Origin of the sequence: Bacillus sp. FDAARGOS_1420 (genome assembly GCF_019344915.1) — a bacterium.
Classification (GTDB): domain Bacteria; phylum Bacillota; class Bacilli; order Bacillales; family Bacillaceae_G; genus Bacillus_A; species Bacillus_A mycoides.
On record NZ_JAHWJB010000002.1, the window covers coordinates 950,299 to 970,003 of the forward strand.

21 protein-coding genes are annotated in these 19,705 nt (G+C 33.8%); 15 read left to right on the plus strand and 6 right to left on the minus strand.

Annotated elements, in window-relative coordinates; translation table 11 throughout:
* Positions 1-23: 23 nt before the first annotated feature.
* From ccdA to I6L50_RS15295, 3 genes are read left to right on the plus strand one after another with little or no spacing between them, the layout of a single operon-like run.
* On the plus strand, positions 24-737 hold the full coding sequence (gene ccdA, locus I6L50_RS15285) for a cytochrome c-type biogenesis protein CcdA (RefSeq protein WP_002012263.1): 714 nt from the start codon (positions 24-26) through the stop codon (positions 735-737).
* Between the two features lie 18 nt (positions 738-755).
* A complete protein-coding gene (locus I6L50_RS15290; protein ID WP_002031090.1) occupies positions 756-1,310 on the plus strand; it encodes a TlpA family protein disulfide reductase in 555 nt (184 codons plus the stop codon).
* Between the two features lie 14 nt (positions 1,311-1,324).
* A complete protein-coding gene (locus I6L50_RS15295) occupies positions 1,325-2,008 on the plus strand; it encodes a prolipoprotein diacylglyceryl transferase family protein (protein ID WP_219301950.1) in 684 nt (227 codons plus the stop codon).
* 48 nt (positions 2,009-2,056) lie between these two features.
* On the opposite strand, the gene I6L50_RS15300 is transcribed toward I6L50_RS15295, so the two are convergent.
* The gene (locus I6L50_RS15300; RefSeq protein WP_002012259.1) at positions 2,057-2,602 is read right to left on the minus strand and encodes a helix-turn-helix domain-containing protein; all 546 of its coding nucleotides are present in this window, start codon (positions 2,600-2,602) and stop codon (positions 2,057-2,059) included.
* Between the two features lie 149 nt (positions 2,603-2,751).
* Between I6L50_RS15300 and I6L50_RS15305 the strand changes: the two genes are divergently transcribed.
* Together I6L50_RS15305 and I6L50_RS15310 are read left to right on the plus strand one after the other, a co-directional pair.
* Positions 2,752-4,092: a D-serine ammonia-lyase gene (locus I6L50_RS15305; RefSeq protein ID WP_219301951.1), complete on the plus strand. Its 1,341-nt coding sequence runs from the start codon at positions 2,752-2,754 to the stop codon at positions 4,090-4,092.
* 157 nt (positions 4,093-4,249) lie between these two features.
* Entirely contained in the window at positions 4,250-5,497 is a 1,248-nt protein-coding gene (locus I6L50_RS15310) for a DUF445 domain-containing protein (protein WP_219301952.1), read from the plus strand.
* A gap of 30 nt (positions 5,498-5,527) precedes the next feature.
* Here the strand turns inward: I6L50_RS15310 and exsE are convergent, their stop codons facing one another.
* From exsE to I6L50_RS15330, 4 genes are read right to left on the minus strand one after another with little or no spacing between them, the layout of a single operon-like run.
* On the minus strand, positions 5,528-6,484 hold the full coding sequence (gene exsE / locus I6L50_RS15315; protein WP_219301953.1) for an exosporium protein ExsE: 957 nt from the start codon (positions 6,482-6,484) through the stop codon (positions 5,528-5,530).
* On the minus strand, positions 6,481-7,551 hold the full coding sequence (locus I6L50_RS15320) for a hypothetical protein (RefSeq protein ID WP_219301954.1): 1,071 nt from the start codon (positions 7,549-7,551) through the stop codon (positions 6,481-6,483). The genes exsE and I6L50_RS15320 overlap by 4 nt, the downstream gene beginning before the upstream one ends.
* Complete coding sequence (locus I6L50_RS15325; RefSeq protein WP_002086380.1) at positions 7,544-7,987, minus strand: hypothetical protein; 444 nt, start codon at positions 7,985-7,987, stop codon at positions 7,544-7,546. Before I6L50_RS15325 ends, I6L50_RS15320 begins: the two co-directional genes overlap by 8 nt.
* Positions 7,984-8,529 (minus strand): RNA polymerase sigma factor, encoded by a 546-nt coding sequence (locus tag I6L50_RS15330; RefSeq protein WP_307897080.1) that lies wholly within the window; start codon positions 8,527-8,529, stop codon positions 7,984-7,986. The genes I6L50_RS15325 and I6L50_RS15330 overlap by 4 nt, the downstream gene beginning before the upstream one ends.
* 219 nt (positions 8,530-8,748) lie before the next feature.
* Between I6L50_RS15330 and I6L50_RS15335 the strand changes: the two genes are divergently transcribed.
* The 5 genes from I6L50_RS15335 (at position 8,749) to I6L50_RS15355 (ending at position 14,012) form a co-directional block, all read left to right on the plus strand.
* Positions 8,749-9,387, plus strand: coding sequence for a response regulator transcription factor (locus I6L50_RS15335; protein WP_002012250.1), 639 nt, complete (start codon positions 8,749-8,751; stop codon positions 9,385-9,387).
* A gap of 4 nt (positions 9,388-9,391) precedes the next feature.
* Complete coding sequence (locus I6L50_RS15340) at positions 9,392-10,492, plus strand: sensor histidine kinase (protein ID WP_219301955.1); 1,101 nt, start codon at positions 9,392-9,394, stop codon at positions 10,490-10,492.
* 287 nt (positions 10,493-10,779) lie between these two features.
* Complete coding sequence (locus I6L50_RS15345) at positions 10,780-11,718, plus strand: ABC transporter ATP-binding protein (RefSeq protein WP_002086377.1); 939 nt, start codon at positions 10,780-10,782, stop codon at positions 11,716-11,718.
* A gap of 37 nt (positions 11,719-11,755) precedes the next feature.
* On the plus strand, positions 11,756-12,865 hold the full coding sequence (locus I6L50_RS15350; protein ID WP_219301956.1) for an ABC transporter permease: 1,110 nt from the start codon (positions 11,756-11,758) through the stop codon (positions 12,863-12,865).
* Position 12,866: 1 nt separating this feature from the next.
* On the plus strand, positions 12,867-14,012 hold the full coding sequence (locus tag I6L50_RS15355) for an ABC transporter permease (protein ID WP_113938075.1): 1,146 nt from the start codon (positions 12,867-12,869) through the stop codon (positions 14,010-14,012).
* A 44-nt stretch (positions 14,013-14,056) separates the two neighbouring features.
* Here I6L50_RS15355 and I6L50_RS15360 read toward each other — a convergent pair whose 3' ends face one another.
* Positions 14,057-14,995, minus strand: a complete 939-nt coding sequence (locus tag I6L50_RS15360) for an esterase/lipase family protein (RefSeq protein ID WP_219301957.1) — start codon at positions 14,993-14,995, stop codon at positions 14,057-14,059.
* Positions 14,996-15,111: 116 nt separating this feature from the next.
* On the opposite strand from I6L50_RS15360, the gene I6L50_RS15365 reads away from it, so the two are divergent.
* From I6L50_RS15365 to I6L50_RS15385, 5 genes are all read left to right on the plus strand, one after another.
* Entirely contained in the window at positions 15,112-16,323 is a 1,212-nt protein-coding gene (locus tag I6L50_RS15365) for a phospholipase D-like domain-containing protein (RefSeq protein ID WP_219301958.1), read from the plus strand.
* A gap of 370 nt (positions 16,324-16,693) precedes the next feature.
* Positions 16,694-16,972 carry a TIGR04197 family type VII secretion effector gene (locus I6L50_RS15370; RefSeq protein WP_219301959.1) on the plus strand — a complete coding sequence of 93 codons (279 nt, stop codon included), beginning with the start codon at positions 16,694-16,696 and terminating at the stop codon, positions 16,970-16,972.
* A gap of 42 nt (positions 16,973-17,014) precedes the next feature.
* Entirely contained in the window at positions 17,015-17,377 is a 363-nt protein-coding gene (locus I6L50_RS15375) for a DUF3958 family protein (RefSeq protein ID WP_219301960.1), read from the plus strand.
* Positions 17,374-19,008 (plus strand): AHH domain-containing protein, encoded by a 1,635-nt coding sequence (locus I6L50_RS15380; RefSeq protein ID WP_219301961.1) that lies wholly within the window; start codon positions 17,374-17,376, stop codon positions 19,006-19,008. The genes I6L50_RS15375 and I6L50_RS15380 overlap by 4 nt, the downstream gene beginning before the upstream one ends.
* 40 nt (positions 19,009-19,048) lie before the next feature.
* Positions 19,049-19,621, plus strand: a complete 573-nt coding sequence (locus I6L50_RS15385) for an imm11 family protein (RefSeq protein ID WP_219301962.1) — start codon at positions 19,049-19,051, stop codon at positions 19,619-19,621.
* Positions 19,622-19,705: the final 84 nt, after the last annotated feature.

A 19,705-nucleotide genomic window follows, 5' to 3' on the forward strand; every position in this document is an offset into this window, starting at 1 on the left:
GTAGTGTGTTTAGGAGGGATAAAATGAATGCGGCGGATTTAACAATTTGGCTAGTAGTAGGGGCTGGGATACTTTCATTTATATCACCATGCTCTTTACCGCTATATCCATCTTATTTATCATATATTACAGGTGTGTCTATTCAAGATTTAAAAGAAAATCGTGGGATTATGCAAAAGTCAGCGATTATACATACAGTATTTTTTATGATCGGTTTCTCGGTTATATTTTATGCGTTAGGTTTATCGGTGAGTTGGATTGGGATTACTTTTTCATCTAATCAAAGATTGATTCAGCAAATTGGTGGGGTTTTTATTGTTTTGATGGGGTTATTTATGACTGGATTGTTTCAGCCTAAGTGGCTTATGGCAGAGAAAAAAGTGCAGTATAGAAGTAAATCGACAGGATATATTCGCTCAATTTTGGTCGGCATGACATATGCAGCAGGATGGACACCGTGTGTTGGTCCGATATTTTCTGCAGTGCTTATGCTCGGGGCGACCAATCCTGAAAGTGCGCTTCTTTATATTACGGCATATACTCTTGGCTTTGCAGTTCCGTTTTTCGTGATGGCATTTTTTATTGGAAAGGTAAGATGGATTGTTACTTATGCCAATGTCATGATGAAAATCGGCGGTGGAATGATGATTTTAACAGGGGTTTTATTATATACAAATCAAATGACGAAAATTACAGCGTTCTTTATTCGTCTATTCGGCGGATTTACGGGATTTTAGAAATGAGGAGGAAGAAAAGTGAAGAAACTAATTGCTATTATACTAGCTGGGGCACTAATTTGGGCCGGAGTTAACTTTTATAATACTAAGAAAGAAGAAAAAGAAAGAAAAGCGAAACAAGCGGAGTTACAAGAGAAGGAAGTATTACCACAAGTGGGATTTAAAGCGCCGAACATAACATTAAAAGGATTAGATGGGAAGCTTTATTCGTTAAATGATGCAAAGGGAAAACCATATGTTATTAATTTTTGGGCATCATGGTGTGGTCCATGTGAAATGGAGGCTCCTGATCTAGTTCGTTTGTATGATAAATATAAGGAGGATGTTGAAATCTTTGCGGTAAATGCAACAATCGGGGATCCAGTACAAGAAGCGAGCGCATTTGCAGATCGTCACGGATTTAAATTTCCTGTTCTATTAGATATGGACGGAGTAGCTGGAATAGATTATAAAGTATTTTCTTTACCAACGACATTTTTTGTTAATAAAGATGGAATTATTGTAGATCATGCACGAGGTGTATTACCTCCAGATCAATTAGAAGAGAAGTTTAAGAAAATAATTGAGAATTAAGAGGGGATTTCATAGTGATGGAGTGGATGGTGAGGTTACAACCCGTTTCTCTTATAATAGGAAGTTTATTTGGATTTACTCTAATGAAACTAAGGATGAAAAAGCAAAATATTCAATATGAAAAAATGATGGATGCAGTAACGAATGGCTTTCTCATCATTGTATTAGTATGGAAATTTGCACCGGCAATATTAAATCCAGTATGGGCTTTTGGATCGCCGTTGCAAGCATTATTAGCTGTAGGGAGTATGCAACATATTATAGTAGGATGCGTAATTGCGAGTATATATATTGTTTGGAAAAGTAAAAAAGAGCAATTTTCTCTTCGGATTTTACTTGATACATTACCTTTTGGATTTTGCGTGAGTATAATCTTTTATTTTATATTCCATCAAGAAGTAGGTGCACAAACGACACTGCCGTGGGGGATGAAAATATATGAATCAAAATTTTTGTATCATCCTATTTTCATGTATGAGATTATACTCGCACTCGGTATAATTGGCTCGTTATGGATTAAAAATGAAAGAGTAGGGAATGGAAAGAATATAAGCTTTTTTCTAATTTGCGAGGGAATTGCTCATATCATTATTTCACTTATTAGTGAACAAAATTCAGTTCTATTTGGTCTTTCAATACAGCAAATACTCAGTTTTTTTGTTATTAGTTTAGGGATTTTGTTAGTACCAAAAAAATAAAAGTAGCCATGCACGGAGAGCATGGCTATTTTTGTATCATCATATGAATTAAAAAATCGGCGGAGTAACAGAAAATAAAACAATCGCATTTTTCTCGAATTGATTTACCCATTTATGTTTTAAATAAGCTGGTATTTTTACGCTATCACCAGTTTCTAATGTGTATTCTTCTTCATTTAAGTGCAATGTGATTTTTCCGTCTAATACAAATGCTAATTCTTCACCTTTATGCTCTAGAACATTTTCTGATGAAGCAGTATTTGGTGGGATAGTCATAATTGCTGTTGCTAAATTTCCTGTGAAATCAGGTGATAACAATTCATATGATAAATTATCGATAATCATTTTTTTTCTTTTATGAGAACGTACAATTAAATCGTCTGTATTATTTTCTTCAAGTAAAAAACTAAATGTTGGAACATCAAGAGCTTTTGCAAGTACCTTTAATGTTTGAATAGAAGGGTTAGCAGAACCACGTTCAATTTGACTAAGCATTGATGGTGTGATTTCGGCCATCTTTGCTAATTCTTTACTAGTTAATCCTTTTTCTTTTCTTTGTTTTTCAATCTTTTTACCAATATCTATATTTTCCATAATAAATGCTCCTTAATAATTATTAAATTATATTTAAATAAATTAAATTGAAATTAACTAAAATGAATTATTTATGTTAAACTATATTAAAATTAATTTAATTATAATTTATTATATGGCTAGCTACAAGGATATGAGGAGGAAGAGGAATGAAGGAGATAGAGGCATTAAAAGAGCAATATCCACTAGTAAATAACTTAATCGCAACAGAAGAAGTATTTTGGATAAACCCGAATATGGAAAAGTATGAAACAGCAATAAAAAATTCGCCACTTAATGAAGAACATGTAAAAGAAGCGGAAGAGAGATTAAAGCGTTTTGCACCATATATTGCGAAAGTATTTCCTGAAACGAAAGAAACAGGCGGTATTATAGAATCACCTTTAGTGAAAATCTCTTCTATGAAACAATCTTTAGAGAAAAGTTATGGGCAACCTATTTTAGGGGAATTACTATTAAAATGTGATAGTGGGCTTCCGATATCAGGATCAATAAAAGCTAGAGGCGGAATATACGAAGTGCTGAAACATGCAGAGCGACTGGCACTTCAGCATGGAATGTTAACAGAGAAAGATGATTATTCAATTTTAGATAATGATAGATTTAGAGGTTTTTTTGCGAAGCATTCAATTGCAGTAGGTTCTACTGGAAATTTAGGGCTTAGCATCGGTATTATGAGTGCGAAATTAGGTTTCAATGTGACAGTCCATATGTCAGCAGACGCAAAACAATGGAAAAAAGATTTATTAAGAAGTAAAGGTGTAAACGTTATTGAATATGAAGCTGATTATAGTAAAGCAGTAGAAGAAGGAAGACTGCAAGCAGATGCAGATCCTAGCTGTTATTTTGTTGATGATGAAAACTCACATGATTTATTTTTAGGATACGCAGTAGCAGCGTCACGTTTACAAAAACAATTAGAAGAGTTAGAAATTGTAGTAGATGAAGAGCACCCTTTATTCGTTTATCTTCCGTGCGGGGTAGGTGGCGGACCTGGCGGAGTAGCATTTGGTTTAAAGTTATTGTACAAAGACAATGTGCACTGTTTCTTTGCGGAGCCTACGCACTCTCCGTGTATGTTACTCGGTTTAATGACAGGGCTTCACGATAAAATTGCCGTTCAAGATATCGGGATTGACAATGTAACTGATGCGGATGGGCTTGCAGTAGGAAGACCATCTGGATTTGTCGGTAAAACGATGGAACCATTTTTGAGTGGAAATTACACAGTAAGTGATGAGGAGTTATATAGATTATTAAAAGAACTGGCTGATACTGAAAATATTTATTTAGAGCCTTCTGCATTAGCGGGTATGATAGGGCCGTTGAATGTATGTAAAGCTGAAAATGAGTATTTACAAAAACAACAGTTAACAGAGAAGGTGAAGAAAGGTACTCATATTGTGTGGGGAACTGGTGGGAGTATGGTTCCGGAAGACGTGATGAGTGGTTATTATAAAAAAGGTTCGGAATTAACGAAAGCAGAGTAAGGAAGAATGAGGCGATTTAAAGCCTCATTTTTTCATGTACATAAAAATCTTTGTTATTTTCACATTAGTTCTTTATAGTATAGTTATAAAGGATTATTCATATCGATTAAATATAACAAAACAGCTTTATTTTACATAATAAGAGGATGTGTATACGATGTCATTACAGACTAAATATATAGCGGGTATTTCGCTTGGGGTTATGGGCGTAGGTTTTGCGGCTTCAATCCCTTTTCAAGGAACGGTAGCTGGGGAGATTATACAAGGGGGATTTGAAGCTGGGTTAGTTGGTGGACTTGCGGATTGGTTTGCGGTTACAGCTTTATTCCGTCATCCGTTGGGAATTCCAATTCCACATACAGCATTATTACCTAAAAATCGGAAACGGGTAACAAAGGGACTCGTTTCTACGTTAGAAAATGAATGGCTGACGAAAGAAAGTATTACAAGTAAAGTAAAAGAAATGCAGCTAGCACAAATGGTACTGCAAATTGCTGAGAAAGAGTTACAGTCTGACGCTGTGAAAAAAGGAATTGTAACAATTGCTGAGAAAGCGATTCTTCAAATAGATACGGAAAAATTAGCAGTTATTATTGAAAAAGAATTAAAAACGTATTTGCATACAATTAACACAAGTAACATATTACAAGTTCTCGTGGATCAATTAGTAGTGCAAGAATATGATGAAAAAACACTTGATTACATATTAGTAAAAGTGAAAGATTGGACAGCTCAAGATGAAGCACGTTATCAGCTCGGAAGCTTAGGCATGAAGGCGATGGAAAACATAAAAGTAGATGGATTCCTACAGTTTACTTTGAAATCGTTTATGAATATTGTTGATGAGGATAAAATCGGCGGCATTTTGCAGAAGTTTATCATTAGCAATATTAACAGCTTACAAGATGCAGATAATAGCACAAGACAACTTATATTAGCGAAAATTCGTCAAGAGATTATAAATGTAAAAGAAAATGAATCTTTATTACAGGAATTAGAGAATTGGAAAGAAAAATGGATTGCAAATTGGGATGCTACAGACAAAATAAAAGAAATGCTAGAGCAAGTACAGAGTAGGGCAGTTACTTTTGTGAAGAATGAAGAATTTGCTGATAAATATGTTGTTCCATTCTTACAAACACAAATGAATAAAATAAAAGAAGACGAATTGACTGTTCAAAAAATAGAAGATTGGTTACAAAAACAAGTTGTTACTATTGTTGAAAAGAATCATTCGAAAATTGGAAAGCTTGTGCAAGAAAACCTTGATAAGTTAGATGATAAAACATTAATCGAAATGATTGAAAATAATGTCGGTAAAGATTTGCAGTGGATTCGTGTGAACGGGGCTGTTTGTGGTTTTATGATTGGATTAATTTTAGAAGGAATAAAAGCGATTATATGAGAAAAACCTTCCACAATTGTGGAAGGTTTCTTATTTTTCGATAACGCTCATATTTAAATTATAAGCTTTCTCAATATTTAATTTGTACGTTCCATTTCCTGTTTTTATCGAGTTTTTATACCAATGTTCTTGCCCATTTAATTCTGGATTTTCTTCTGAAGAATTATTTTCTTTTTTCGCTAAATCTTCTACTTGTTCCCAAGGTGTGTTTCCGTGAGTTTCTTTTTGATTTGTTACGGCTGTTAAAGAAACATCACTTTCTTTAGTTAAATGAACAGATACGTTTGAACTGTTTTGTACAAACCAATTATTTTGTAATTGACCTGGATAAAGAGATAGTTCGTTATTCGAAGCGCGGATCTCTACATTTTTATTTTGCGGAAGAACGAGTGTTTGTTTCACCTGTGGTGCGAAGTTAAAAAACGTATGCTGAACCGGTAATGGTTTTAACGTTATATACATCGTTTCTCCAGCCGTTTGAACTGAAAGGAAATCATCTCTTTTTAAATTAGGTTTTTCATTTGTTTTTGTCGTCATTTCATATGTTCCAAAAAGATGAATTTGATTTGTATTATCACCCTCTATCGTTAGAGGGTGATGCCCCGCATCCACTACGATTTTTTTGATAGATTCAGGTATATCAAGTTGTCCGTCTGGAATATTACTCGTTTGTCTAGTTGTGTTAATAGAATGACGAACTTCTTCTAGCAATCCAGTTGATAATAAGCAGTAAAAAGCAATTCCAACACTTCCTAAAACTCCGATAAAGAAAATACTAAAAATATCATATTTAATAAATGAATGTTCCTTCTTAGAAAATAGAAGGTATAGTAAAATTTCAGCGCCAAGTATGATAAGTAAAACAGGCCACCAGGCTGTTAATGTATCTAATGCTTGAACTCCTTTTACGACTGAAAATAGTAAAAAGAAACCTAATGTAATAATGGAGAGCCCCATTGAGAATGTTCCAACGCGCCATGTTCTCATTCGTTTGTACCACCTTTGTTTTCTTTATTTCCAAGTAACAATTTAAAGCCGCCACCAATTAAAAGGAGAGCAACGATAGATGTTTGGAAATAGCGATAATATAGTTCGCTAAGATGAATATTAAATATAGTTGCAAAATAGTCATTCAAAATAGGAAGGACTGTTTGATCTAATAAATAATAACCACCGAGTGTAATTAACCCAATACCGATCCATCTTTGATGATTGATAAAATAGTCAATGATAGGTTCGTCATTTACACGTTCTTTTCCGTATTTTGCAGTTTGCTGTAACGCATCAAAAAAGCTATAGAACCAAATGATTGGTACTAAAAATAAAAACGCAGAAAGTCTTAATAAGTCGAGCAAATAAATAGATAGTAAAAAGGCTGCCATAAGCTGAAGGCCACGGCGCTGTAAGCCTAAATACATATGTCCTGCTCCAGGAAACATTGCTAAAATGGAAGCGAATGTTTTATTTTTCTTTCCTTGTTCTCGGTGCTCTTCAAATTCTTCAAAAATAGTACGATCCACTAATTGCTCGCCGCGTTCTTTTTTCTGTAGTTGTTGAACAACATCGAAGAAATTATAAATCCATAAAACAGGTAATGTAATAAGAAAGATAAGGAAACTTCCTTGAGATGTTAAGAGTGCAACGAATATAATCATACTTCCGATTCCTGTGCAAGCGACTAAAAATGTAAGTCCGCGTTGCATAAGTCCTAATTGAAAATGACCAAGCCCAGGAATGATTGATAGAAGAATGATATAAAATCGTTCGCTTTCTTTAGAGGACTCTATAAATTCTCCGGCTGCTTGTTTTTTCGATTGATTAATAATAGTGATAACTAAGTCTAATAAATTGATCGCCCATAACACGACTAGTAAAAATAGAGAAAGAAAAGCAATATCACGCGCTCCTAATGCTATTGTACAAAATGCTGCAAAGATAAATAGAAATAAAGCCCCGCCGCTATATAAAATAAATCGTCCAAATTTCTTTAAATATAAATGTCCAAGCCCAGGAATTAGCCCTAACACAAGTGCTAAAAAGGGATTTTTATTCATGCTTTGAACCTCCGTCCTTTTTTGATGTGTCTACCGATTTGTTTACAATTTGTTGTGAGATAGAAGACTCGTTATGTTTTGAAGATTTCTCGAAATTTGATGTCGCTGTGAAAATATACTGGAATAAACCACTTACCATAAAAATAATTGTAGCCGCAGTCGCAATTATGTAGTGAATAATTGTGCGCTTTAGTGAGTTTGTTTTTATATTTTCATTAGATTGTAGTGTTTCAAAATTAATTTGCGTCATAACTTCGTTCGTAAATGAATCATCATTTATCATTGGAAGGTTTTCATGTTGTTCATCAATACTTTCCATATAAAGTGCTAAACAATGATCACATTCATAAAGATGTTCTTCCATAGATTCACGTTCATTGTTTGATATAACATCTAATGTATAATTGCGCCAATCTTCTTTTGAATAATGCATCATAGAAACTCTTCCTCCTTCCAATGTTTTTTAATCCATTTTCTTGCCCGATACAGTTTCATTTCGACTGTTTTCACTTCAATATTTTCTTGCAAAGCAATTTCTTGATAACTTTTTTCTTCTAAGTAATGTGCGAGAACGACGTCACGGTAATTGTCGGGAAGTTCTCTCAGTTTTTGAGCAATGAGTAATTTTTGCTCTTTCGTCAATAATAAAGCCTCAATATTATGAGAGGATTTTATATTTTCCGCAGTTTCTTTACATAAAGAGAGTTCTTCGTTTTCTCTAGCTTTTTTTCTCTTATAATCAATAGCGTGATTGGTGGCAATACGTGCCATCCACGTTTTTAATCCGCGAAATTGATAATTTGGGAGAGAGGCGTGAATTTTTACGAATACTTCTTGTGTAACATCTTTAGCATCTTCTTCATGTCTTAAAATAGAAAAGATAACTTGAAAAATATAATGACGATATGTTTGTACAAGGATACGAAAAGCATGTTCGCTTCCTTGTTGTGCTTTTGCAACTAATTGTTTTTCCTCAATCGGTCTCTCCCTCCTTTTTGACGCATTCTATTATATAGACGTAAGAAATGATAAGTCACCCTACACATGTTATAAAAAAAGAATAATATATTTTTAGCAGGAGGGCTATATGAAAAAGGTGTGAAAAAATGGTAAAGAGAAGTATATAATGAGCAAAGAGGAAATGCTACATGGAGAAAGGATGTGAATGTTAGTAGGATAAGGTCCATACTAACAAACATGAAAATTAAAATATTAATAGCCGATGATAATTCTTTTATAAGAGAAGGCATGAAAATTATTTTAAATACATATGAAGAGTTTGAAGTATTAGATACCGTAAATGATGGAAAAGAAGCTGTAGCGTATTGTAAAAAATATGAAGTTGATATTGCGCTTTTAGATGTTCGTATGCCAAACATGAACGGGGTAGAGGCGACGAAGTTAATTTGTGAAGAGACAAAAACGAAGCCTCTCATTTTAACGACATTTGATGATGATGAATATATTTTGGACGCAGTAAAAAACGGAGCGAAAGGTTATTTATTAAAAAATAATGATCCGGAGCGTATTCGTGATGCGATAAAAGGAGTTTATAACGGTCAAACTGTTATGCAAGATGTAGTGCTTGATAAAATTAAGTCTAATTTAATGGAAAGTAAAGAGGAAGAATCTAAAATTGATAAGAGCCTTTTCACAGAAAGAGAGCTTAGTATTATCGCATTAATTGCGAAAGGTTTCTCAAATAAAGAAATTTCGAAGCAACTTTTCATATCTGAAGGAACGATTGCAAATTATATTACATCAGTTTTAGGGAAAACTGGACTAGAACATCGCACACAAATTGCGATTTATTACTTAACAGGGAAAGTAGATTAATGTTATGGAATTTTGGTTAACTGTAAGTAAACTTATTGTCTTTTTATATATAGTGTTTAGCTACATTCATTTAAATGTTACGAACTTACCGTGGATTATATTTACTTTGCTTTTATATCTTTCTGTCAATGTGTTGATCTCTATATTTAAAAAAGATACGTACAAAAACATATTAACTTGTGTGTCAATTGGCGTAGTTATGTTATTTACATGGAAGGTTCATCCGTTTTTTATTTTATTTTTACCTTTGAACTTATATGAAATTGCAAATTATTACATAAAAAAGAAATGGTTAATCTTTTTCATTATGATTCTTCCTATTATTTTTATAGGTGAAGGTATTCAAATGACGTATGGACTTATTAGTGCATTTTGTTTTTTTTCCTTAACGATAGCTCATCGCTATATAGCACGATTATTAAAACTAGAAATGCAAAATGATAAAATGAGAAAAGACATACAAAGACTTACGAAAAGCTTAAATGAAAATAAAGATTACATAAGGCAATCTGAATACACATTTAAATTAGAGGAAAGAAATCGACTATCTCAAGAAATTCATGATAAAATTGGTCACTCAATGACAGGTGCACTAATTCAAATGGAAGCAGCAAAGAGATTAATGGAAATAGATAAAGAAAAATCTGCGGAATTATTACAAAATGCCATTCATATTTCAAAAGATGGAATTGAAAGCATTCGGATTACATTAAAAAATATGAAGCCACCAACTGAGCAAATTGGTATTCATCGTATGAAATTATTCATAGAGGAATTTGCTGGTAAGCATGATATAAATATTCCATTCGTATATAAAGGGAACTTAGATATGATTTCACCAATTCAGTGGAAGATTATTGGTGAAAATGTTATGGAGGCACTAACAAACGCGATGAAATATGCTGATGCGACAGTCATTTCAATAGATATTCATGTACTGAACAAGATGGTGAAAGTACAAGTGAAGGATAATGGTAAAGGTGCAGCTCTTGTTAAGAAAGGCCTCGGTATTATGGGGATGGAGGAGCGAACAGCATCAGTAAACGGAAAAATTATTGTAGATGGAACAAGTGGTTTTTCAGTAACAATGTTATTGCCGATATAAGAGGATGAGACGAGGATGAATCATCTCATATGAAAAAAGTGAATAATCTCATGTGAAAAGAGTGAACTTCTGCACTGAGCAGGTTCATTCTTTTTGTTTATAATAAAGTGAAACTTCAATCAGTGGGGGGTGTTTTTCCCTGCTGATTGTTAGTTGAACCAATCGGGCATTTTTACGGGCAGTTGATCTCCCACCTAACTTCATTGCACCAGCTGAATTTTGAGGTGGGAGTCTTACTGACCGTTGATGCGGGATAAAAGCAGAGAAACCGAAATAGGGGTGAAATGATGAACACATTGGAAATTAAAAATTTAACGAAAAAATTTGGTGATTTCATCGCGGTAGATAATATGTCTTTATCTATTAAAGAAGGAGAAATATTTGGCTTTTTAGGTTCGAATGGTGCTGGTAAGAGTACAACGATTAATATGATTGCTGGTTTGTTAAGAAGTAATGAAGGTGAAATTAGCATACTAGGAAAAAATATAAAGAAACATAATCGATTTGCGAAAATGAATATTGGTATCGTTCCGCAAGATATTGCGATTTATGAAGAGTTAACTGCCTATGAAAATGTGAAATTCTTTGCTGGATTGTATGGATTACGAGGAGCCGAGCTAAAAGCGAGAGTAGAGGAAGCACTTCAATTTGTAGGCCTTAGTGATAAACATAAAAGTTATCCGAAAAACTTTTCTGGCGGGATGAAACGAAGACTGAATATCGCTTGTGCAATCGCTCATAGACCGAAGTTAATTATTATGGATGAACCGACAGTTGGAATTGATCCGCAGTCAAGGAACTACATTCTTCAGTCTGTCCGAAAATTAAATGAAATGGGAAGTACGATTATTTATACGAGTCACTACATGGAAGAAGTAGAAGAGATTTGTACGAAAATAGCAATTGTCGATCACGGTAAAGTAATTGCAGAAGGAACGAAAGAACAGTTAAAAGCGATTATTACAGATACGAAAGATATTTGGATTGAAGTAAAGTCAGTAGAAAATTTAGATGTAGAAAATTTAAAAGAGATAAATGGTGTGAAAGCTGTTCAAATTGAAGAGAACGTAATCAAGGTAAACTCGGATGCAGGATTAAATAATTTAAATAAAATTATTCAGCATTTCATTAATCATGACATTGAAATTCGTTCGTTAGAGGAGCAGGCTCCGAATTTAGAAACGGTATTCCTTACGTTGACTGGGAGAAACTTACGAGATAAATAAAAGGTAAATGAAGAAAAGGTAAAGGGAGGTTCATCAATTGAACATCTTTAACATTGCAGTGATGCACATTAAAAGAGATTTCAGGGACGTAAGAACTTTAGTTTTCATGTTAGCATTTCCGATTGTGCTTATGCTTGTATTAGGAACTGCGTTAAGTAACGCAGTTAATAGCGATAGTCAAGCGATTAAGGATATACAAGTGCTATATAAAGATGAAGCGAGTAGCACGTTTTCTCAATCGTTTGAAGCGTTTACGAAAGAAGTCGATAAATCAGGTATTCATTTTAAAAAAGTTTCCGAAGGTATAGATGGGAAAGAAGAAGTGAAGCAAAATAAATATGCTGCTTATGTAGAGTTAAATAAAGATGGTGCAAAATTTTACGGAAGTGACAAAAGTAGTATTGAGGGAAGTATTGTGGAAGGCAAGCTTACAACATTTGTTGATAAGTACAACGTAGTGGCCGAAGTTGCAAAAGTAGATCCGAGTAAGGTTAGCGCAGTTATTTCAAACGGAAATCATAATGATTATATTAAAGAAACATCTTTACAAGCTGCTAAAAAACCAGGTTCTATGGATTACTATGCGGTTGTAATGACGACGATGATTGCACTGTACGCTGCAATGGGGGCGAGTTTTTTAATTCGAGGAGAACGAATACGTAAAACAGGAGATCGCTTAATTGCAGCACCTATAAGTAAGGCTGAAATTTTCATTGGGAAAGTGCTCGGTAGTCTCGTAGCGAATGCACTTTGTCTATTACTTGTCGTTTTATTTAGTAAATTTGTTTTTCAAGCGAATTGGGGCGACCATCTTGGAATCATATTTATTATTTTACTAACAGAAGTCTTTTTAGCAATTAGCTTTGGTTTAGGAATCGGATATATTACAAAAACAGGTGAGGCATCTAGAGCGATTATTATGGTTGTTGTGCAATTAGCGTCTATTTTTGGTGGTGCTTATTTCGTAGTGGAAGAAAATTCCGTTACGAATTTATCACCATTAACGTGGGCAAACACAGCTATTATGAAAATTATTTATGCAAATGATGTAGGAGCGGCACTGCCGGTAATATTTTTAAATCTTGGGATTTCAGCAATCTTTTTATTAATTGCAATTATTGCATTACGTAGACGGGAGGGGCTATAGTATGAAAGATATTTTATGGCTCATACAAAAAACGTTATCTGTGCTTCTGAAAAATAAAAAGGGGTTACTCATTATTATTAGCTTGCCGATAATAGGAACGCTCATTTCCTTTTCGATATATGGGAATGTAGGGCAAGGAACGTTAAATATTGGGGTTATAAATAAAGAAAATCAACCTATCGCAAATGATACAGTGAAATTTTTAGAAGGACTCAATCATGTAAATGTTAGTAAAATTAAGGAATCTGAAGTGGAAGATAAACTCACTTCAAAAAAACTTGATGGTGTTATTACATTACAGTCTGGTTTTTCTGAAAGTGTTCGAGAAGGGAAACCGAGTCATATTGAGATTTCATCGATTAAAGGCGATCAAGTAACAGGATTTATAAAATCGTATTTATATAACTATGTTGATAACATCGCTGCGATTAGTAAAGTGGCAGGGGCCGATCAAAGTACGTTTAATAGTATGTACGCTGGTTATCAAAAAAGTTCATTTAAAGTAAAGGCTGAGACACTTGAAGATACTTCGAAAAATAAGGATATGACAAATCAAACGATTGGTTATCTTATTATGTTTATGCTATTTTCAGCGATGAACTTATCAGGATTTATATTAAAAGAAAAAGAGAACAGAACGTATTTTAGGTTATTATCGACGCCGATAGATGGAAAGAAATTTATATTATCTAATGTCGCGGTGAATATGATTATATTAACATTACAAATTGTAATTGCAGTATTATTTATGACGAATGTTTTTCATACGAATATAAATATGCCTTTCACAGTTATGATTGGTGTACTCATGATATTTGCTTTAATCGCAATTGGTTTATCATTAGTCATTGTGTCTTTTTCAAAAAGTTCAACTGCTTCAAATGCGATGCAAAATGTTGTTATTGTACCGACATGTTTATTAGCGGGATGTTATTTTCCATATGATATTATGCCGAAAACAGTACAAAAAATAGCTGATTTTTTACCGCAACGCTGGCTAATGGACACGATTTCGAAGTTGCAGCAAGGAATTCCGTTTTCAGAGTTGTATTTAAATATTCTAATCTTATTCGCCTTTGCGATAGCGTTCTTCTTAATTGCGATTTATAAGTTTGGAAGAAATAATGATGCAAGGAACTTCATTTAATGAAAAGGTGTGGCGCAATGCCACACCTTTTTTGTATTCGTAATTTAAAGTATCTTTTGTAATATAGGAATGCTTTTGTAGAGCACTTCGTTATGTGAAGCATGCACAACATATTTATTTCCCTCTAGAAGAAAAACGCTATGCAGAACAGCGTTACCATCACCATATTTTGTAAGTATATCACCGACGACTTTTCCGTCTGTCCATTCCAGTTTTGAATGTGAAGGGACGACTTGTAGATATTGAATCGTTTCTACTCCATCTCCTGCAATGAGTGTAGTTTCAATATTTCTTTTCTCTATAATAAATCTATTTGCATTTAATGTATCGAGGAATGGATTTTTCGTTTTCATCTTACTATAAGGAAGAAATGTAATAGCAGAGCCGGATCTTATAAATAAATAATTTCCGTAATCTTTACAAGGAATAACATCTTGTAATCCTGGAAAGTAACGGTGTATCGCTTCAACTTTATTCATTTTGTGTAAGGTGCTTACGTAGTGAATGTACTGTTCCATATAAAAATGAACGATATTTATTTTAGAAGATGTATGTACTGGGAGAGCACCTCCAGTCCAATAACTATAATTGGGGGGAGATCCAGCGTTTGGTGTACAGAGTATAATAAGTTGCTCCACATCATTTTCATATTCTTCACTTTGAACGTAAGAACGTGCAAGAAGTCCACCCATACTATGACAAACTAAATTTAGTTTGTCGCACCCTGTAAATTTTTTAACATAGGCAATTGTTTTTAATAAATATTTTTGAGTGGAAAAAGCAATACGCTGACGCCAGTCATAAAAACAGATAAACAAGTTTTTATTTCGTTCATAGCCGATACTTTCTAACATTATAATGAGTGGTTCATAAATAAACGAAGAAAGCCCAAAGTTCCAATTACCGGTACCAGGAATAATAATATTACTCATTGAACCGAAAAGACCTGGGATAAAAATAATAGGAGTTTTTCTTATTTTCATATTCTGCTCTCCTTTAACTTTGTAACATCCAAAAAGTAGGAAATGCATTTTGAATGAAAATTTATTTTAATGAAACACTACGAAATAGTAAGTAATATGAGTGGAAGGAAATCAAAATGATTAAAAAAATATTGCGAGTCACTTCTATTATTATTGCTATTTTCGTTGTTATTTTAATTTGGATGCATATTGACGTTACGCTCGGAAGGAAAATGGAAGCCGGGAAAAATATGCCGACAGAGTATGCACCTCATTATAGTGACTTTCAATTATATGTAGAAGGGAAGTCGTTTTATAAACAGTTATTTACTGATATAAGTGAAGCAAAGCAATCTATTTACACTTATTTTTATATTTTATCGGATGATAAAAGTAGCCATACTTTTTTAAACTTATTAAAGGAGAAGGCGAAAGAAGGAGTAAACGTCTATTTATCAGTTGATCGCATTAATGATTTATCATTTGAAAGAAAGATGAAAAATGAATTGCGGGAAAGTGGTGTACATTTTACATATAGTAGAAAACCTGAATTGCCATTCGGATTTTATTCACTTCACCATCGTAATCATCGTCGTATTACGACGATTGATGGGGAGATTGGCTATACGGGTGGCTTTAATATGGGGGATGAGTACTTAGGGAAAGATAAGCGATTTGGAGATTGGCGTGACTATCATGTGCGGCTTAGAGGAGAAGGAGCAAAAGATTTGGAAGAGCAATTCGCTTTAGATTGGAAACGAGATACGAAAGAACATATAAAAAGAAGTACGAATAAAGCGAGTAAAGGGAATACATTACATACGATGGTTAGCTACAATGGACATCATGTCGCTGAAAAATATATAAGGTTAATAAAACAAGCGAAACATTCAATTGTAATTACAACACCTTATTTTATAGCGAAAAATAAAGAATTAATGAATGCTTTAATTGGAGCGCAAAAACGTGGTGTTACAGTAAAAATACTATGGTCATATAAACCAGATATTCCTCTTATTAAAGAGGCAGCGTATCCTTATATTCGTCAAGCTGTTAATAACGGGATTACGGTATATGGTTATAAAAAAGGGATGTTTCATGGAAAGTTAATGCTGATTGATAATGAACTAACTGTTATCGGTACAACGAACATAACTGCACGAAGTTTCTATATAAATGATGAGATGAATTTGTATATTCATGGTGGACCTATCATAGCGCAAGTGAATGAGGCGTTAACAGAAGATTTTCATGACTCGAAAGAAATGACGAAAGAGTTTTTTGAGAAGTTATCTTTTTGGGAGCGTTGTAAGGAGAAATTTGCGGGATTGGTTGATTTTTATTTGTGATGATTTAACTGGAATACTGGAAATGTAGAATATAGTAAATAGAAAGCTGTATTGTTTATTCAAAAAGTTGAGAAGTAAGAAAGAACCTTCAAAAACAGAAGGTTCTTTCTTATTTTATAATTTATTATTGGTAGTTAAAAAATAGTCTGGTCTGGCGGGTGCCCCTCCGTCTTCATTTGCGCTTCGGTAAAAAATTCAATATGTAGTTAAAATAAAGTTAAGCTAATGTCTCTATTTTGATTAAGGGTTCTAAGTGAGTTCTAGTTGAATGCTTAAAAAAACTGTAGTTTTATAACTGAAATTTCCGGTAAATCAAAATGATTAACGTGATATAATTTTATTAATAATTTTGAAACTAGAAGGGGTTTAAATGATGGGGAACTTTCAAAGTAATTTTCAAACGGCTACACAAATTGCTACACAAATGAAAAATGCATCGGATACAATTCAAAGTGCGACAAATCGTTCTATAACAAAGGCGAGCCGTACTACACTATCTGTAAATGCCCAGGCGCAAGAAGCGAATCAACAAATGCTAGATTTGACTAGACAATTTTGTGGGGCCTTTCAACAAGCAGTTGATAATATTCATTTAGCAGCTAAGGATTTTGAAAGAATGGATAACGAACTACAAAAGACATTTCGCTAATGCGGCAACCTACGGTAAAGGGAGAAGGGTAGGGAAAATAAGATGAGTCAAGACATTGAAAAGCAAGTAGATCAATTAAATCAAGAATTACGGATAGTATTCGAGAAACAAGATCGAAATCAAGCTACGATTCAAATCCAGAGACAAACAGAAATGGACTTTTATGAATTGAGAAGTCGAAATAACCGTTTATTTAATAGAGTTTTAGAAACATGGCATGGTGATAAAGAAGTTTCTAATTTTTTTATAAATAAGCTTCAAGAATCGCAACATATTGAGCGCAAATTAATATTTGAATTGGAAAATCAAAAAGAAAAATTATTTAAAGAAAGACGCGATCTTAGTGATTTAGAAAACAACCTTACCTATCAGCGGCAACAATTAAAAGGGGAGGACGAAGCATGAGTTTAAATATGTATGTAGGGGAAGTGCAAAATCAGGCTCAGAGCATGAATGCTGTATGTGTTGCTACCATTCAAGGTATGGAACAAACGATTCAATCAATTGATGCTTTTGCAACTGATACGGTTTTGCAAGGACAAACATATAGTAGTGCAAAAATGTTTTTTGTTCAAACCTTTCGTCCTTTAGCGCAAGGTATCATTTATTTATGTGAAGAATTAATTCGTCAAAATGATGCATTCCCAAGCGATTTTCAATCACAAGTTGCTTCCACAGATGTCATCGAACAAGAAATAAGAGAGCAAATTCAAGAAATTAATCGAATGGTCGCAAGTATAGAAGCTATTAGTATTGCTACAGTATTGCCTGGAATAGATGCTATGGTTATTGTTTTAGTGGAGATGAGAAAAAAACTGCAAGAAAAATTAGAACATCTATATGAATTTAACTATACGTCTAGTAATAACTACAACACAGCTCTTCAACTAGTGGCTAGCATTACTGCCGGCCTTGCTGAAGTTCAAAGCGGGAAAGGATTTAGTCCTGTAAGTGGTACGTTTAGTACACAAGGATTAAATATGGATTGGACCGTTTCGATTCAAGAAATTGCTGATGAAAGAAAACGTCAAGTTGATAATCTTTTAAAGGAGAGATCAATGGAAGAGGGAGCGGTGTGCAAGAAACCTCCCGAAAAATCTACATCCGAAAAAATTATAGATGGTATTTTAGAAGGTACGGGTCAAGCTGTTGAAGATACAATAGATGGTGTTGTGGCACTTGGTAAATGGGAAACGTGGGAGAACATGGGGTACGTTGTTACTCATTTAGATGAAACCTTACCTGCTATGTGGAACACATTGTCAGATTCGTTTATTAATGATGTAATAAATGGAGACGCTGAAAGTCGTGCTAAGTGGGGAAGTTATGCTTTTACACAAATTGGACTTGGACTTATTGGTGATAAGGGGATAAGTAAAGTCACTACATTAGCAAAAGGTGCAAAATTCTCTACAGGAATGTCTTCTTTCGCAAATGAATTGCCACTGACGGATCGGTTGGCATTTGCAGGTGCAAGTGGATTTGGAAGCAATCAAATAAAAACTTTTGAAGTTTTACAAAAAGCTCGTGAAACATTTATGTTTTCTACGACTGGTAGAAAAAGTAGAGTTAAGGATGTACAAGAGGTAATTAAGGATTATGCAGATAAAGTACTTGATAGGGTAACTGTAGAAAAGGAATATCCTGATTCTTATACGGCATCCCGAGTGTTACGTGAAGAACTAAAAGACGCTGGGATTGATCCGCCTCCATACCATAATGCAGCACATCATATTGTACCGTGGAACGATGGTAGGGCTGTGGAAATACAAAAATTAATGAAAGAGTTTGAAATAGACCCTAACTCTGCTGTTAACGGAGTATTTTTACCTGGATATCGAGCAATAGATAGTAAATATGTAACTACGGAGGCAATGCATATAGGTAATCATGGACCAGAGTATATAGAATTAGTATATGATACACTGACAGAGATTAAAGAGTTTGGTGGTACTCAAGCTGATGCTGTTGCAGCACTCCAGACAATCAGAGAAGGATTATTAGATGGCAGTATAAAACTAAATCAACCAAAGTAATGAAACTTGAGTAAGTAACAGAGCATGTAGGAGGGAAAATATGAAGATTTGGCAATTAAAAAGTAAGTTTAATAACTATGAGTCTTTCCAGTTATTAAATTTTGAAGAAGACCACAAAAAATATATTGATGGAAAAATAAATTCGATAACTCATTTAGCAAATTCATGGGGCAATATATATATAGAGTGTATTGAAGGAGATAATTATAGTGATTTCCCTAAATTTTGGGGAGGAACTGGTGCACCAATGATTAGTGAAAAAGCCAAGCAAGTACTTGAACCTTTAATAGGCGATAATGTTGAATTCTTACCAATTTTACGCAATTCAACTAGTGAGGTATATTACTTGGTCCATGTGTTGAATGTACTAGATGCGATTGATGGAGATAAAGCAATCTTTAAAAAACTGATTACAGGCCTTATAGTAGGTTGTGAAAAGTTCGCATTTGATTTTAATATAGTTCAAAATGAAATGATATTTAAGGTTTACATAAATGGAAAAATTCATCCTACGGCTGTTTTTATTTCGGATGAATTGAAGGTTTTAATTGAACAAAGTGATTTAAAAGGTTTTGAATTTATTGAAGTGTGGGATTCAGTAAAGGATGCGTAAAGAAATCTAATTTAATTAGATTATTGATGGAACCCCATATCTAAGAGAGTAAAAAATAAAAAGCTTATGCATTTGTATAAGCTT

Excerpts from the sequence above, each read along its gene's own strand:
- exsE (WP_219301953.1), bottom strand. The coding sequence starts at position 6,484 with ATGAGAACATGGCGCGTTGGAACATTCTCAATGGGGCTCTCCATTATT.
- I6L50_RS15360 (WP_219301957.1), bottom strand. The coding sequence starts at position 14,995 with ATGAAAATAAGAAAAACTCCTATTATTTTTATCCCAGGTCTTTTCGGT.
- I6L50_RS15300 (WP_002012259.1), bottom strand. The coding sequence starts at position 2,602 with ATGGAAAATATAGATATTGGTAAAAAGATTGAAAAACAAAGAAAAGAA.
- I6L50_RS15320 (WP_219301954.1), bottom strand. The coding sequence starts at position 7,551 with ATGAATAAAAATCCCTTTTTAGCACTTGTGTTAGGGCTAATTCCTGGG.
- I6L50_RS15375 (WP_219301960.1), top strand. The coding sequence starts at position 17,015 with ATGAGTCAAGACATTGAAAAGCAAGTAGATCAATTAAATCAAGAATTA.
- I6L50_RS15385 (WP_219301962.1), top strand. The coding sequence starts at position 19,049 with ATGAAGATTTGGCAATTAAAAAGTAAGTTTAATAACTATGAGTCTTTC.
- I6L50_RS15365 (WP_219301958.1), top strand. The coding sequence starts at position 15,112 with ATGATTAAAAAAATATTGCGAGTCACTTCTATTATTATTGCTATTTTC.
- I6L50_RS15325 (WP_002086380.1), bottom strand. The coding sequence starts at position 7,987 with ATGATGCATTATTCAAAAGAAGATTGGCGCAATTATACATTAGATGTT.
- I6L50_RS15335 (WP_002012250.1), top strand. The coding sequence starts at position 8,749 with ATGAAAATTAAAATATTAATAGCCGATGATAATTCTTTTATAAGAGAA.
- I6L50_RS15380 (WP_219301961.1), top strand. The coding sequence starts at position 17,374 with ATGAGTTTAAATATGTATGTAGGGGAAGTGCAAAATCAGGCTCAGAGC.
- I6L50_RS15310 (WP_219301952.1), top strand. The coding sequence starts at position 4,250 with ATGTCATTACAGACTAAATATATAGCGGGTATTTCGCTTGGGGTTATG.
- I6L50_RS15345 (WP_002086377.1), top strand. The coding sequence starts at position 10,780 with ATGAACACATTGGAAATTAAAAATTTAACGAAAAAATTTGGTGATTTC.
- I6L50_RS15305 (WP_219301951.1), top strand. The coding sequence starts at position 2,752 with ATGAAGGAGATAGAGGCATTAAAAGAGCAATATCCACTAGTAAATAAC.
- I6L50_RS15340 (WP_219301955.1), top strand. The coding sequence starts at position 9,392 with ATGGAATTTTGGTTAACTGTAAGTAAACTTATTGTCTTTTTATATATA.
- ccdA (WP_002012263.1), top strand. The coding sequence starts at position 24 with ATGAATGCGGCGGATTTAACAATTTGGCTAGTAGTAGGGGCTGGGATA.
- I6L50_RS15355 (WP_113938075.1), top strand. The coding sequence starts at position 12,867 with ATGAAAGATATTTTATGGCTCATACAAAAAACGTTATCTGTGCTTCTG.
- I6L50_RS15370 (WP_219301959.1), top strand. The coding sequence starts at position 16,694 with ATGATGGGGAACTTTCAAAGTAATTTTCAAACGGCTACACAAATTGCT.